Raw genomic sequence first — 12,608 nt, forward strand, 5'->3', positions numbered from 1 at the left:
GGCTAACCTCAGCCCTGGCGTACCGCACCTTCGGCGACACCCAGGTCGTCGGTAGGACGGGTGTCGACCAGCGGCGAACCACCCGAAGCCAGCTCAGCTTGCAGCTTGTCTTCGTCCAGTTCGTTGACCCACTTGGCCACCACCACGGTTGCCACCGCGTTGCCGATCAGGTTGGTCAGGGCGCGGGCTTCGGACATGAAGCGGTCGATACCCAGGATCAGCGCCAGGCCGGCAACCGGCAGGTGGCCGACCGCCGACAGGGTCGCGGCCAGCACGATGAAGCCGCTGCCGGTAACGCCTGCAGCACCCTTGGAGGCCACCAGCAGCACCAGCAGCAGGGTGATCTGGTGGGTGATGTCCATGGTGGTGTCGGTGGCCTGGGCGATGAACACCGCAGCCATGGTCAGGTAGATCGAGGTGCCGTCCAGGTTGAACGAGTAGCCGGTCGGGATCACCAGGCCAACCACCGATTTCTTCGCGCCCAGACGCTCCATCTTGGCCAGCATGCGCGGCAGGGCCGACTCGGACGACGAGGTGCCGAGCACGATCATCAGCTCTTCACGGATGTAGCGGATCAGCTTGAGTACGCTGAAGCCGTGGGCACGGGCGATACCGCCCAGAATCACCAGGATGAACAGCAGGCAGGTGATGTAGAAGCAGGCCATCAGGTAGCCCAGCTGCACCAGCGAACCCACGCCGTACTGGCCGATGGTGAAGGCCATGGCACCGAAGGCACCGATCGGGGCCAGCTTCATGATCATGTTGATGATGTTGAACATGACGTGGGCGAAGCGGTCGATCAGGTCCAGCAGCGGCTTGCCGTAGGCACCCAGGCGGTGCAGGGCGAAACCGAAGATCACCGAGAACATCAGCACCTGCAGGATGTCGCCGTTGGCGAAGGCACCGACCACGGTGTTGGGGATGATGTTGAGCAGGAAGCCGACGGTGGTCTGCTGCGCACCGGCGGCGGCATAGGCAGCCACGCTGCTGGCGTTGAGGGTGGTCACGTCGATGTGCATGCCGGCACCCGGCTTGACCACGTTGACCACGACCAGGCCGATGATCAGCGCGATGGTCGAGACGATTTCGAAGTAGAGCAGCGCGTAGCCGCCGGTCTTGCCGACCGATTTCATGCTCTGCATGCCGGCGATGCCGCTGACCACGGTGCAGAAGATGATGGGGGCGATGACCATCTTGATCAGTTTGACGAAACCGTCACCCAGCGGCTTGAGCGCCACACCGGTGTCGGGATAGAAGTGACCCAGCAAGATACCGATGGTGATGGCGATGATCACCTGGATATACAGCGATTTGTACAGCGGCTGACGCGTCGTCATGGCTATTTTCCTCAATGTGCCGGCCCATCCTTCCCAGGAGGCGATCGGCACCTAAAGCGCGAACCCTCCTGCATTGGAGGGATTTGTTGTGTCGAGCTGCGTGGCAATGCTCTGCGGAGTCAATAGCAAGGCTGATGCCAGGATGTGCCAAGGCGGTGCAAACACCCTGTTTCAGGGCATTTCGTGCACCGCAAGGCAGCAAGGCAGGACGCGCCAGTTGGCGGATTTCCGCCCGGCACTCAAAGAATAGACCCGATGATGGCGGTAATCCGCCCACTGGGCGGAATGTGGCAGGCGCTCAGTCGAGCGGAAAGCGGATACGGAAGGCAGCGCCGCCCAGGGGCGAATCGTCGAGAGTGAGGGTGGCGTCGTAGCTCTCGATGATGTCCTTGACCACCGCCAGGCCGATGCCCTGCCCCGGGTACTGGCGATCGAGGCGCTCGCCCCGCTGCAGGATACGTTCGCGCTGGTGCACCGGTACGCCCGGGCCGTCGTCCTCGACACACAGCTCCAGCGCCGTGTCGCTGACCCGCAGGCTGATGCGGATCTGCCCCAGGCACAGACGGTAGGCGTTTTCCAGCAGGTTGCCGAGCAGTTCGAGCAATGCGCCCTGCTCCATGGGTACCAGTGCCTGGTCGGGCACTGCATAGGTGATGTGCACCTGCTTGTCGCGGTAGACCTTGGCCAGGGTGCTGCACAGGCTGTCGAGCAGCGGGTGCAAGGCCACCTGGTGGCGCACCAGGCCGCTCTTGCGCAGGCTGGCGCGCTGCAACTGGTAGTCGATCTGCTGGCTCATGCGCTCGATCTGGCTCTGCAGCACCCGCGCCTGCTCGCGCTCGCCTTCGCGCTGGGCCATGCTTTCGCTGACCCCTTGCAGCACCGCCAGCGGGGTCTTGAGGCTGTGCGCCAGGTCATCCAGCGAGTCGCGGTAGCGCCCGCGCTGCTCGCGCTCGCTGCGCAGCAGGCGGTTGAGCGAGCCGGTCAGACGCAACAGCTCGCGCGGGTGTTCGGCACTGAGGCCCTCGCGGGCGCCGGACTCCACGTCGTCCAGCTCCACGCTCATGCGCCGCAGCGAGCGCAGGCCCCAGGTCAGCCCGGCCCAGAGCAGCAGCATCAGGGCCAGCAGCGCCGCGCCAAAGCCCAGGTAGAGCTTCTCTTGCAGGCCGTTGAGGGTTTGCTGGTACTCGCGCACCGGTTGCAGGGCAACGATGCTGAAGGCCGCGCTCTTGCCACCCAGCAGCTTGACCTCCACGTCATAGACGAAGAACTCCTCGCCGTGGTCCTGGCGGATGCGCGCGAACTCGTTGCCGCGCCCGTCGTAGCGGGGTGTGTAGTTGATGTTCTCGTCGTTGGTGGCACGCGAACGCCACACCAGGTTGCCCTGGCGGTCGTAGATGTAGCCGAGCAGGCGGCTGTCGGGCAGGTTGAATTTCTCGTCCGGCAGCAGATCGGGCATCTGCAGCTTGCCGCCGTCTATGCGCGCCGCCGAGATCAGCGTGGTCACGTCCGAGGCCAGGCGCTGCTCGATGGACTCCTGCAGGGCCAGGCTGAAGGCCTTCTGCAGGGCCGGCAACAGGGCCAGCATGAACAGCAGCGCCAGCACCGCTGCGGCCAGCATCAGACGCAGGCGCAGCGAACGAATCACAGGCAGCGCTCGGTGAACAGGTAGCCCAGGCCACGTACCGTGTCGATGGGCTTGAAGCCGTTGTCGCCCTCGAGCTTGCGGCGCAGGCGGCCGATCAGCACTTCTATCACGTTGGGGTCACGCTCGCCGTCGTCGGGGTACAGCTGCTCCATCAGACGGTCCTTGGCCACCACCTGCTGGTGATGGCGCATCAGGTATTCGAGGATGCGGTATTCGTAGGCAGTCAATGCTAGGGGCTGGTCATCGAGCAGCGCCTGCTTGCGGTTGAGGTCCAGGCGCAGGGGGCCTGCGATGATGGTCGACTGGGTGAAGCCGCTGGAGCGGCGCAGCAGCGCATTCAGGCGCGCCTCCAGCTCTTCGAACTGGAACGGCTTGACCACGTAGTCGTCGGCACCGGCGGCCAGGCCTTCGACCTTGTCCTGCCAGTTGCCACGGGCGGTGAGAATCAGGATAGGAAATGTCTTGCCCTGGCTGCGCAGTTGGCGGATCAGGTCCAGCCCGCTCATGCCCGGCAGGCCCAGGTCGACGATGGCCAGGTCGTGATTGAACTGTTCGGCCTGGTACAGCGCCTCCTCGGCATTGGCCACCGCTTCGACCACATGCCCGCTTTCGCTCAGACGGCTGAACAGGTGATGCCGCAACAGGGCTTCATCCTCGACCACCAGCAGTTTCATACGCTCCTCCATAACCAGGCCCGGCCTGCTTGGCCGGGCATCTCGCTACATAACGGCAGAATAACAGCGAACCGGCCAGAGTGAAGGCCGGTTCGGGTATTGCGCGGGGGTTCAGAACAGGTAGTTGGCCGACAGGTAGGTTTGCGCGCTGCTTTTCAGGCGCAGGGCACCGAGCTTGTCGCCGTCGTGCTCGGACAGTTCGGTGGTGGCGTTGCTGCGCAGGTAGCGGTAGCCCAGTTCGACCGAAGCATTGCTGCTGACCTGTTGCAGTACGCCAGCCTGCAGGCCGTAGGCGTAGCCGGTGTCGGTGTCGCGGCTGTAGCCGGAGGATTCCTGGCTGAGCTTGGTCACGCCCAGGCTCGCACCGCCGAATGCCTTGGTGCTGCTACCCAGCGGATAGAACACGTCGTAGCTGCCCAGCAGGTTTTCCTGGCGCATTTTCAGGCCGCTGTGGTTGTTGGAGACGTTGTCATAGGTGAGGTAGTAGCGGCCCTGGTCGTTCTGCTGACCAATGCGCGCACCCCAGGTGCCGTCCTTGCTGATGATGCCGTCGGTGTTGAGGTGGTCGGTGTTGCTGCTGAGCAGGCCGGACTTCTTGATCTTGTCGCTGGTCTGGCCGTAGGTGAGGCCGGCGAAGGTGGTGTCGGCAGCCTGTACCAGGGAGCTGGCACCCAGCATGGTGATGGCGATCAGTACGGTATTGAGGCTTTTCATGAGTGTGTACTCCAGAGTGATGCGCGGTGTTTGTGTGGGAGCTAGAGTAAGCAGGGCGCCCTGAACCGCCGCTGAATGCTGGCTGAACCCCGGCTGAACGAGCGGGCATCAACGGAAAAAAGGAGACTGACCATGCGTTACCTGCTCGCACTTGCCCTGATCGGCGCCACTGGCCTGGCCCAGGCTGCGGTGCAAACCCGCCAGATCGACTACCAGGACGCCGACGGCAAGCGCCTGGTGGGCTACTACGCCTATGACGACGCCGTGAAGGGCGAACGTCCCGGGGTGGTGGTGGTGCACGAATGGTGGGGGCTGAACGACTATGCCAAGCGCCGCGCCCGCGACCTGGCCGGGCTGGGCTACAGCGCGCTGGCCATCGACATGTATGGCGACGGCAAGAACACCGAGCACCCGGCCGATGCGCAGGCGTTCATGGCGGCGGCCCTGAAAAACCCGAAGACGGCGGCAACACGCTTCGATGCCGGGGTCGAGTTGCTGAAGATCCAGCCGCAGACCAACCCCGACAAGATCGCCGCCATCGGCTACTGCTTCGGCGGCAAGGTGGTGCTGGACGCTGCGCGGCGCAGTGAGCCGCTGGCGGGGGTGGCGAGCTTTCACGGAGCGCTGGTGACGGCCACGCCGGCAACCAGCGGCAGTGTGAAGGCGCCGTTGCTGGTGGAGCATGGCGCCAGCGACAGCATGGTCACGCCCGAGCAGGTGGCTGCGTTCAGGAAGGAGATGGAGGCAGCCGGCGCCGACCTGAAGTTCGTGAGCATCCCGGGGGCCAAGCATGGTTTCACCAACCCGGATGCCGACCGCCTGAGCCACGGCGAGCACGGCGGGCCGGATATCGGCTATGACAAGGCCGCCGATGAAAGCTCGTGGGCAGACCTGCAGGTGTTCTTGAAGAAGGTGTTTGACTGAAGCCCGCCTGGCGGCAACGCTGGCTCCTGCGGCAGGCCGCGTGAACCTGTAGGCGCCAGCGTTGCTGGCGAAGGCTCGTGGGCCACGGCACAATAGCGCCCATGAATCGACTCCCGCACTGCTGCGCCCCGCTCCAGCACCACTGGCCCCTGCCCCACCCGGTCCCCGGTGCGGTGCTGGTCAGCTGCGCCTTCGACCCGGCCAACCTCGCGGCCGATGATTTCCGGCGCGCCGCCATCGAACCCACCCCCAGCCTGCAACGCTCGGTGGCCAAGCGCCAGGCCGAGTACCTGGCCGGCCGCGTGTGCGCCCGCGCCGCCCTGCAGCGCCTGGACGGGCGCGACTACCTGCCCGCCACCGGCGACGACCGCGCCCCCCTATGGCCCGCCGGCATCAGCGGCTCGATCACCCACGGCAAGGGTTGGGCGGCCGCCGTGGTGGCCCGCAGCAGCGACTGCCAGGGCCTGGGCCTGGACCAGGAAAACCTGCTGGAGACCGAACGCGCCGAACGCCTGATGGGCGAAATCCTCACTGCCGATGAGCTGCAGCGCATGGACCGCAGCCAGCTGAGCCTGACCACCACGCTGACCTTCTCCCTCAAGGAAAGCCTGTTCAAGGCGCTGTACCCCATCGTGCACAAGCGCTTCTATTTCGAGCACGCCGAACTGCTGGAATGGTCCGCCGATGGCCACGCCCGCCTGCGCCTGCTCACCGACCTGTCGCCGCTGTGGTGCCACGGCCGTGAAATCCAGGGGCAGTTCAGCCTGCAGGGCGATCAGTTGCTGAGCCTGGTCAGCGTGTGAGCCGCAGGCTTACAGCGGGCACTGCGCGCAGCGCCCTACCCACTCGACCTTGTAGCTCAGGCAACAGGTGCGCCTGACCCGCCGCCCGTCAGGGGTGTAGCGCACCGCGCCGTACAGCGGGTTGCCGGGCGTCTCCAGCAACCGCTGGACCTCGGGCCGCTCACTTGCAATCTGCTCCAGGCAGTCACCGGCATTGCCCCACAACACCGCCGCCGGCACGCTGCCCAGCACGGCCAGTTGCTCGACGATGGCTGGCAGGTGCCGTTCCAGTACCGCCACCACACCGCCCACCGCCGCGGACGTCGACAGGTCGGTTGGCAGGCCGCGCCCATCCAGCGTCACCGCCAGCGCCTGAACCTGCAACGGGGCGCGCCCGACCAGGGCCGCACGCCACAGCACGGCGAAATAGTACTTGGACCATTGCGACACCAGCACCGGCCGTTGCGCCGGCATCAGCTCGGGGCCGTACAGCCCCAGCAGCAGGGCATCGAAGGCGTCGGGGCGCAACAGCTCAGCGAGCCTCAAGGCCGTCCTCCTGCGCCTGCTCCGCGTCATGCGCGCGTGGCCAGCTCAGGCTGAAGCAGGCACCACCCAGGCGCTCGCTCTTGCCGATCAGGGCGCGCCCGGCATGCCAGTAGATGATCCGCCGCACGATCGACAAGCCCAGCCCGTGCCCGCCGGAGGCGCGGGTACGGCTGTCGTCCAGGCGGGTAAAGGGCGTGAAGATGCGCGACCAGGCGCTTTGCGGCACCCCCGGCCCATCGTCCTCGACGTCGATGCGACAGCGCTGGGCGCCCAGTTGATAGCTCAGGCTGACCTGCGACTCGGCGTGGCGCATCGCATTGCTCACCAGGTTCTGCAGGGCGCGGTGCAGGTAGCGCGGCTCGGCCTCGACCCACGCCCCCTGCTCGCCACCCTGGCACGGCCCGCGCAGCACCCGCACCTCGCGGCGCAGCGGCGCCAGTTCGGCAATCACCTGGTCGAGCAAGGCATCCAGGTCGATACGCTGGAAGTTCAGGGCCGGCGCCCCTTGCTCAAGGCGTGCGTAGGTGAGCATCTCGTCGACCAGTCGGTCGAGGTCCTGAATGTCGTTGTCCATGCCCAGCAGGTATTTCTCGCGGGCGTGCTCGCTGCTGGCGTTCTCGACCATCTCCAGGCCAAAGCGCAGGCGCGCCACCGGGGTGCGCAGCTCATGGGACACCGCCCGCACCAGTTCGCGCTGCATGTTCAGCGATTGCTGCAGGTGCCCGGCCATATGGTTGAACGCCGCGGCCAGGCGCCCCACCGAGTCGGCGTCGTCCGCTGCCACCCGCACGTCCAGGCTACCCTGGGCAATCTGCGTGGCTGCCGCCTCCAGGCCCGACAGACGCCGCTCCAGCTGGCGCACCAGCAGGTACACGATCAGGCCGATCAGGCACAGCCCCAGCGCCGCGATCACCAGCAGCATCTGCGGTGGATACGGGTTCATCTGATACAGCGGCCCGATCTCCAGCACCCAGGGCGTGGCAACCATGCCGGCGAACACGCGGATCGAGTTGCCGTCCTTGCCCAGCGCCATCACGGTGTCGCCTTCGTCGACGCGACGGCGCTGGTCGCCGTCCATGTCGGTCTGGTCGAGGCTGAGCAGGCGCAGGTCGAAGCCGAACCCCTTGCTCTGCTTGAGTTCGGCCAGGCGCTGCGGCTGCTCGCCCACCGGGTAGCGCACCAGTTCGTCGGCCAGCAGGTAGATGGTGGCGCGGGCCAGTTGCTCGCTGATCTGCTGCACCTCGCCGGTCAGCAACAGGTTCTGCCCGCGCACCTGGCGCAGCACTCGCGCCGCATGGGGGCCGGTGCGCTGCACCAGCACATGCCCGCGTTGCAGGCGGGTGCGCTGGCTGCCGTCGAGGGCGGCCTGATCGATCGAGGTGAGGGCCAGCGGAATGCCCAGTAGGCGCCCCCATATCGCCAGCGCCCGGGTACGCTCCACATCGCTCATGGGGGCCAGGTTGTCGGCCATCAGGGTAAAGGTGCCGTGGGCCAGGTGCTCGCGGTACTGCTCGGCACGCACCTCGTTGAGCAGGTGCAGGCTGAGCGCGCCCAGCAACGCCACCAGCACCAGGGCGGCCAGCATGCCGCCGTAGATGCGCAGGAAGATCGAGTTCATTCAACCAGGCCCAGCGCCTGGGCAGCCTCGCCCACGAACAGGTAGCCTTTGCTGCGCACCGTCTTGATCATGCGCGGGTGGTCGGGGTCGTCGCCTATCTTGGGGCGGATGCGCGAAATGCGCACATCGATGGAGCGGTCCTGGCCGTCATAGCCCACCCCGCGCAGGGAGGTAAAGATCTCTTCGCGGGACAGGATGCGCCCCGCGTTGCTCACCAGCAGCCACAGCAGGTCGAACTCGGCAGCGGTCAGCTCGATGCCGTTGTCGCCGAGCCAGGCTTCGCGCAGGGTGTTGTCCACCCGCAGCGGGCCGAACTGCAGGCTCTGGCGCTCGCCCGTGGTGGCCGGCACCTCGGTGCGACGCAGCAAGGCGTTGATCCGCGCCAGCAACAGGCGCGGGCGCACCGGCTTGCACACGTAATCGTCGGCGCCCAGGTCCAGGCCCTGCACCTGGTCCAGGTCCTCGCTGCGCGCGGTGAGCATCAGGATGACCCCGTTGTACTGCGTGCGCACCTTGCGGCAGATGCTCAGGCCGTCCTCGCCGGGCAGCATCAGGTCGAGGATCACCAGGTCTGGCTGCTCGGCCACGATGCGCGCCGCCGCCTTCGCCCCATCGCCCTCCACCGCCACGTCGAAGCCATTGGCTTGCAGGTAGTCACGGGTCAGCTCGGCTAGACGCTCGTCATCCTCGACGATCAACACCTGACTGTTGGGCTGCTGCACGGATCACCTCGGCTGGGCTTTTTATTGTTGGAGTGAAGCCCTTCAATAAAGGGCAACATTGGCCCGCGATACTACCACTGCCGGGCGCCGGAAAAAGCCGCGCCAAAGTCGCTGGACAAGTGTGTTTTTTGTGATAGGGTTCGCGCCCTCAAAAATGCCCCTGCGACGCTTTGCCCGGGCAAAAAAAGAGTGACGAGCGGTGGAATGGCGGTGGGACGCGGCCTACAAGGCTTTGCCCATAATCACGCACAATCTACCCACACGTTATCCACAGGCCACTGCCTTGCAATACCCCCGATACCGCATTATCTTGTATCCCCAGCGCGACAAAACACTACATGTTGGGTTTTGAACAAAAATCCAAGCACAAGTGGAGCAGAGAACTCAAGCCTTCAGAGGCGCTTTTTTTGCTTGAACTTTGATTGAAATTCGCAGCCAAACCGCTCCTGCGGAAGGCGACCGGTGCAAGCCCGCGACGGGCCTTGTTTCGGGTACGGGTGTTGCAAGTGCAACCCCGTCAGCAACAGTTTTTGGGCCGTGGCCCAGAACCTTTGACTTCGGCCAGGGAGCGGCAAGCGATTGCCCCTTTTTTTCCTGATCTGTCCCGAAGTCGGTAGACCCTGCCCGGCCAGGCGCGCATGCGCCGGTGGGCAAGTTGGCGAGCTTTCGGACGGAACGGTAGGTGCCCAAAAGGCATCTGAACAAACATAGAGAACGTGGAGACACCCATGCAAACCGACACAACTCGCGAGAACCCGCAGGCGCTGGCGCCGCAGGCCGCTGATTCGAACCAGGATCTGGCTGCCACCGCCCCCGGCCAACTGCGCGTGATCAAGCGTAACGGCACTGTCGTCGCCTACACCGACGACAAGATCACCGTGGCCATCACCAAAGCGTTCCTCGCAGTTGAAGGCGGCACCGCTGCCGCCTCGTCGCGCATCCACGACACCGTCGCCCGCCTGACCGAGCAGGTCACCGCCACCTTCAAGCGTCGCATGCCTTCGGGCGGCACCATCCATATCGAAGAGATCCAGGACCAGGTCGAACTGGCCCTGATGCGTGCCGGCGAGCAGAAAGTCGCCCGTGACTACGTGATCTACCGTGACCAGCGTGCCAAGGAGCGTGCCACCCGCACTCCGGCCGACGCCTCGGTACAGCCGCACCCGAGCATCCGCATCAGCCTGGCCGACGGCAGCTTCGCGCCGCTGGACATGAACCGCCTGAACACCATCATCACCGAGGCCTGCGAAGGCCTGGCCGAAGTCGATGGCGAGCTGATCCAGCGCGAAACCCTGAAGAACCTGTACGACGGCGTGGCCATCAAGGACGTCAACACCGCCCTGGTGATGACCGCCCGTACCCTGGTAGAGCGCGAGCCGAACTACTCGTTCGTCACCGCCCGCCTGCTGATGGACACCCTGCGTGCCGAAGGCCTGAGCTTCCTCGAAGTGGCCGACAGCGCCACCCACCACGAAATGGCCGAGCTGTACGCCAAGGCGCTGCCTGCCTACGTGGCCAAGGGCGTGCAGTTCGAACTGCTCAACCCTGCCCTGGCCGACTTCGACCTGGAGCGTCTGGGCAAGGCGATCAACCACGAGCGCGACCAGCAGTTCACCTACCTGGGCCTGCAGACCCTCTACGACCGCTACTTCATCCACAAGGATGGCGTGCGCTTCGAGCTGCCACAGGTGTTCTTCATGCGCGTGGCCATGGGCCTGGCGCTGGAAGAGAAAGACAAGGAAGCCCGTGCGATCGAGTTCTACAACCTGTTGTCGTCGTTCGACTACATGGCCTCGACCCCGACCCTGTTCAACGCCGGCACCCTGCGTCCGCAGCTGTCGAGCTGCTACCTGACCACCGTGCCGGACGACCTGTCGGGCATCTACCACGCGATCCACGACAACGCCATGCTGTCGAAATTCGCCGGTGGCCTGGGCAACGACTGGACCCCTGTGCGTGCACTGGGCTCCTACATCAAGGGCACCAACGGCAAGTCCCAGGGCGTCGTGCCCTTCCTCAAGGTGGTCAACGACACCGCTGTTGCGGTCAACCAGGGCGGCAAGCGCAAGGGCGCGGTCTGTGCCTACCTGGAAACCTGGCACCTGGATATCGAAGAATTCATCGAGCTGCGCAAGAACACCGGTGATGACCGTCGTCGTACCCACGACATGAACACCGCCAACTGGATCCCCGACCTGTTCATGAAGCGTGTCTTCGATGACGGCAAGTGGACCCTGTTCTCGCCAAGCGAAGTACCAGATCTGCACGACCTGACCGGCAAGGCCTTCGAAGAGCGCTACGAGTACTACGAAGCCCTGACCGAGTACAACAAGATCAAGGTGTTCAAGACCGTCCAGGCCAAAGACCTGTGGCGCAAGATGCTGTCGATGCTGTTCGAGACCGGCCACCCGTGGCTGACCTTCAAGGACCCGTGCAACCTGCGTTCGCCGCAGCAGCACGTGGGCGTGGTCCACAGCTCGAACCTGTGCACCGAGATCACCCTGAACACCAACAAGGACGAGATCGCGGTCTGCAACCTGGGCTCGATCAACCTGCCGAACCACATCGTCGACGGCAAGCTGGACACCGCCAAGCTGCAACGCACCGTGAACACTGCCGTGCGCATGCTCGACAACGTGATCGACATCAACTACTACTCCGTGCCGCAGGCGCGCAACTCGAACCTCAAGCACCGCCCTGTGGGCCTGGGCATCATGGGCTTCCAGGACGCGCTGTACCTGCAGCACATCCCGTACGGTTCGGACGCTGCGGTCGAGTTCGCCGACAAGTCGATGGAAGCGGTCAGCTACTACGCGATCCAGGCCTCCTGCGACCTGGCCGATGAGCGTGGCGCCTACGAGACGTTCCAGGGCTCGCTGTGGTCCAAGGGCATCCTGCCACTGGACTCGCAACAGATCCTGATCGAGCAACGTGGCCAGCAGTACATCGATGTCGACCTGAACGAGAGCCTGGACTGGGCACCGGTACGTGCCCGTGTGCAGAAAGGCATTCGCAACTCGAACATCATGGCCATCGCACCGACCGCGACCATCGCCAACATCACCGGCGTTTCGCAGTCGATCGAGCCGACCTACCAGAACCTGTACGTGAAATCGAACCTGTCGGGCGAGTTCACCGTGATCAATCCGTACCTGGTCCACGACCTGAAGGCCCGCGGCCTGTGGGACTCGGTCATGATCAACGACCTGAAGTACTACGATGGTTCGGTGCAGCAGATCGAGCGTATTCCGCAGGAGCTCAAGGACCTGTACGCCACCGCGTTCGAAGTCGAGACCAAATGGATCGTCGATGCAGCCAGCCGTCGCCAGAAGTGGATCGACCAGGCCCAGTCGCTGAACCTGTACATTGCCGGCGCCTCGGGCAAGAAGCTGGACGTGACCTACCGCATGGCCTGGTACCGTGGCCTGAAAACCACCTACTACCTCCGTGCCCTGGCCGCCACCAGCACCGAGAAGTCGACCATCAGCACCGGCAAGCTCAACGCCGTGTCCAGCGGTGGCGACAGCGCCCCGGTCCAGGCAGCAGCGCCAGCCGGCCCTGCCCCAGTACCAAAAGCCTGCGCGATCGACGAGCCAGACTGCGAAGCCTGCCAGTAAGGCCTGAAGGCGCCGCTTGCAAGCGGCGC

The 12,608-nt window shown here is 64.9% G+C and carries 10 protein-coding genes and 1 pseudogene; 3 read left to right on the forward strand and 8 right to left on the reverse strand.

What is annotated here, in order from left to right; all coding sequences use genetic code 11:
- Nucleotides 1–8: 8 nt before the first annotated feature.
- From NP552_RS11625 to NP552_RS11640, 4 genes are all read right to left on the reverse strand, one after another.
- Nucleotides 9–1,337, reverse strand: coding sequence for a dicarboxylate/amino acid:cation symporter (locus tag NP552_RS11625; RefSeq protein ID WP_054914705.1), 1,329 nt, complete (start codon nucleotides 1,335–1,337; stop codon nucleotides 9–11).
- Between the two features lie 298 nt (nucleotides 1,338–1,635).
- Complete coding sequence (locus NP552_RS11630; protein ID WP_043862574.1) at nucleotides 1,636–2,982, reverse strand: ATP-binding protein; 1,347 nt, start codon at nucleotides 2,980–2,982, stop codon at nucleotides 1,636–1,638.
- Nucleotides 2,979–3,656, reverse strand: coding sequence for a response regulator (locus NP552_RS11635; RefSeq protein ID WP_043862575.1), 678 nt, complete (start codon nucleotides 3,654–3,656; stop codon nucleotides 2,979–2,981). Before NP552_RS11635 ends, NP552_RS11630 begins: the two co-directional genes overlap by 4 nt.
- A 111-nt stretch (nucleotides 3,657–3,767) precedes the next feature.
- Nucleotides 3,768–4,370: a membrane protein gene (locus NP552_RS11640; protein ID WP_043862576.1), complete on the reverse strand. Its 603-nt coding sequence runs from the start codon at nucleotides 4,368–4,370 to the stop codon at nucleotides 3,768–3,770.
- Between the two features lie 132 nt (nucleotides 4,371–4,502).
- On the opposite strand from NP552_RS11640, the gene NP552_RS11645 reads away from it, so the two are divergent.
- Entirely contained in the window at nucleotides 4,503–5,294 is a 792-nt protein-coding gene (locus NP552_RS11645; RefSeq protein ID WP_100633638.1) for a dienelactone hydrolase family protein, read from the forward strand.
- 101 nt (nucleotides 5,295–5,395) lie between these two features.
- Nucleotides 5,396–6,097: a 4'-phosphopantetheinyl transferase family protein gene (locus tag NP552_RS11650; protein ID WP_088514031.1), complete on the forward strand. Its 702-nt coding sequence runs from the start codon at nucleotides 5,396–5,398 to the stop codon at nucleotides 6,095–6,097.
- 9 nt (nucleotides 6,098–6,106) lie between these two features.
- Here the strand turns inward: NP552_RS11650 and NP552_RS11655 are convergent, their stop codons facing one another.
- From NP552_RS11655 to NP552_RS11665, 4 genes and pseudogenes are all read right to left on the reverse strand, one after another.
- The gene (locus tag NP552_RS11655) at nucleotides 6,107–6,526 is read right to left on the reverse strand and encodes a (2Fe-2S)-binding protein (protein WP_443201036.1); all 420 of its coding nucleotides are present in this window, start codon (nucleotides 6,524–6,526) and stop codon (nucleotides 6,107–6,109) included.
- Nucleotides 6,499–6,616 (reverse strand): annotated as a pseudogene (locus NP552_RS26060) (siderophore-iron reductase FhuF); the annotation flags it as partial. The gene NP552_RS11655 and the pseudogene NP552_RS26060, both read right to left, overlap by 28 nt.
- A complete protein-coding gene (locus NP552_RS11660) occupies nucleotides 6,609–8,240 on the reverse strand; it encodes an ATP-binding protein (protein WP_274096747.1) in 1,632 nt (543 codons plus the stop codon). The gene NP552_RS11660 and the pseudogene NP552_RS26060, both read right to left, overlap by 8 nt.
- Nucleotides 8,237–8,962, reverse strand: coding sequence for a response regulator transcription factor (locus NP552_RS11665; protein ID WP_054914711.1), 726 nt, complete (start codon nucleotides 8,960–8,962; stop codon nucleotides 8,237–8,239). The genes NP552_RS11660 and NP552_RS11665 overlap by 4 nt, the downstream gene beginning before the upstream one ends.
- A 728-nt stretch (nucleotides 8,963–9,690) precedes the next feature.
- On the opposite strand from NP552_RS11665, the gene NP552_RS11670 reads away from it, so the two are divergent.
- Nucleotides 9,691–12,579, forward strand: coding sequence for a ribonucleoside-diphosphate reductase subunit alpha (locus NP552_RS11670; RefSeq protein ID WP_043862582.1), 2,889 nt, complete (start codon nucleotides 9,691–9,693; stop codon nucleotides 12,577–12,579).
- Nucleotides 12,580–12,608: the final 29 nt, after the last annotated feature.

Source organism: Pseudomonas sp. 8209, assembly GCF_028682105.1.
Lineage (GTDB): Bacteria > Pseudomonadota > Gammaproteobacteria > Pseudomonadales > Pseudomonadaceae > Aquipseudomonas > Aquipseudomonas palmensis.

What these genes read in the sequence shown, in the direction of transcription:
- NP552_RS11625 (WP_054914705.1), bottom strand. Translation starts at nt 1,337, where the DNA reads ATGACGACGCGTCAGCCGCTGTACAAATCGCTGTATATCCAGGTGATC.
- NP552_RS11635 (WP_043862575.1), bottom strand. Translation starts at nt 3,656, where the DNA reads ATGAAACTGCTGGTGGTCGAGGATGAAGCCCTGTTGCGGCATCACCTG.
- NP552_RS11640 (WP_043862576.1), bottom strand. Translation starts at nt 4,370, where the DNA reads ATGAAAAGCCTCAATACCGTACTGATCGCCATCACCATGCTGGGTGCC.
- NP552_RS11645 (WP_100633638.1), top strand. Translation starts at nt 4,503, where the DNA reads ATGCGTTACCTGCTCGCACTTGCCCTGATCGGCGCCACTGGCCTGGCC.
- NP552_RS11650 (WP_088514031.1), top strand. Translation starts at nt 5,396, where the DNA reads ATGAATCGACTCCCGCACTGCTGCGCCCCGCTCCAGCACCACTGGCCC.
- NP552_RS11660 (WP_274096747.1), bottom strand. Translation starts at nt 8,240, where the DNA reads ATGAACTCGATCTTCCTGCGCATCTACGGCGGCATGCTGGCCGCCCTG.
- NP552_RS11670 (WP_043862582.1), top strand. Translation starts at nt 9,691, where the DNA reads ATGCAAACCGACACAACTCGCGAGAACCCGCAGGCGCTGGCGCCGCAG.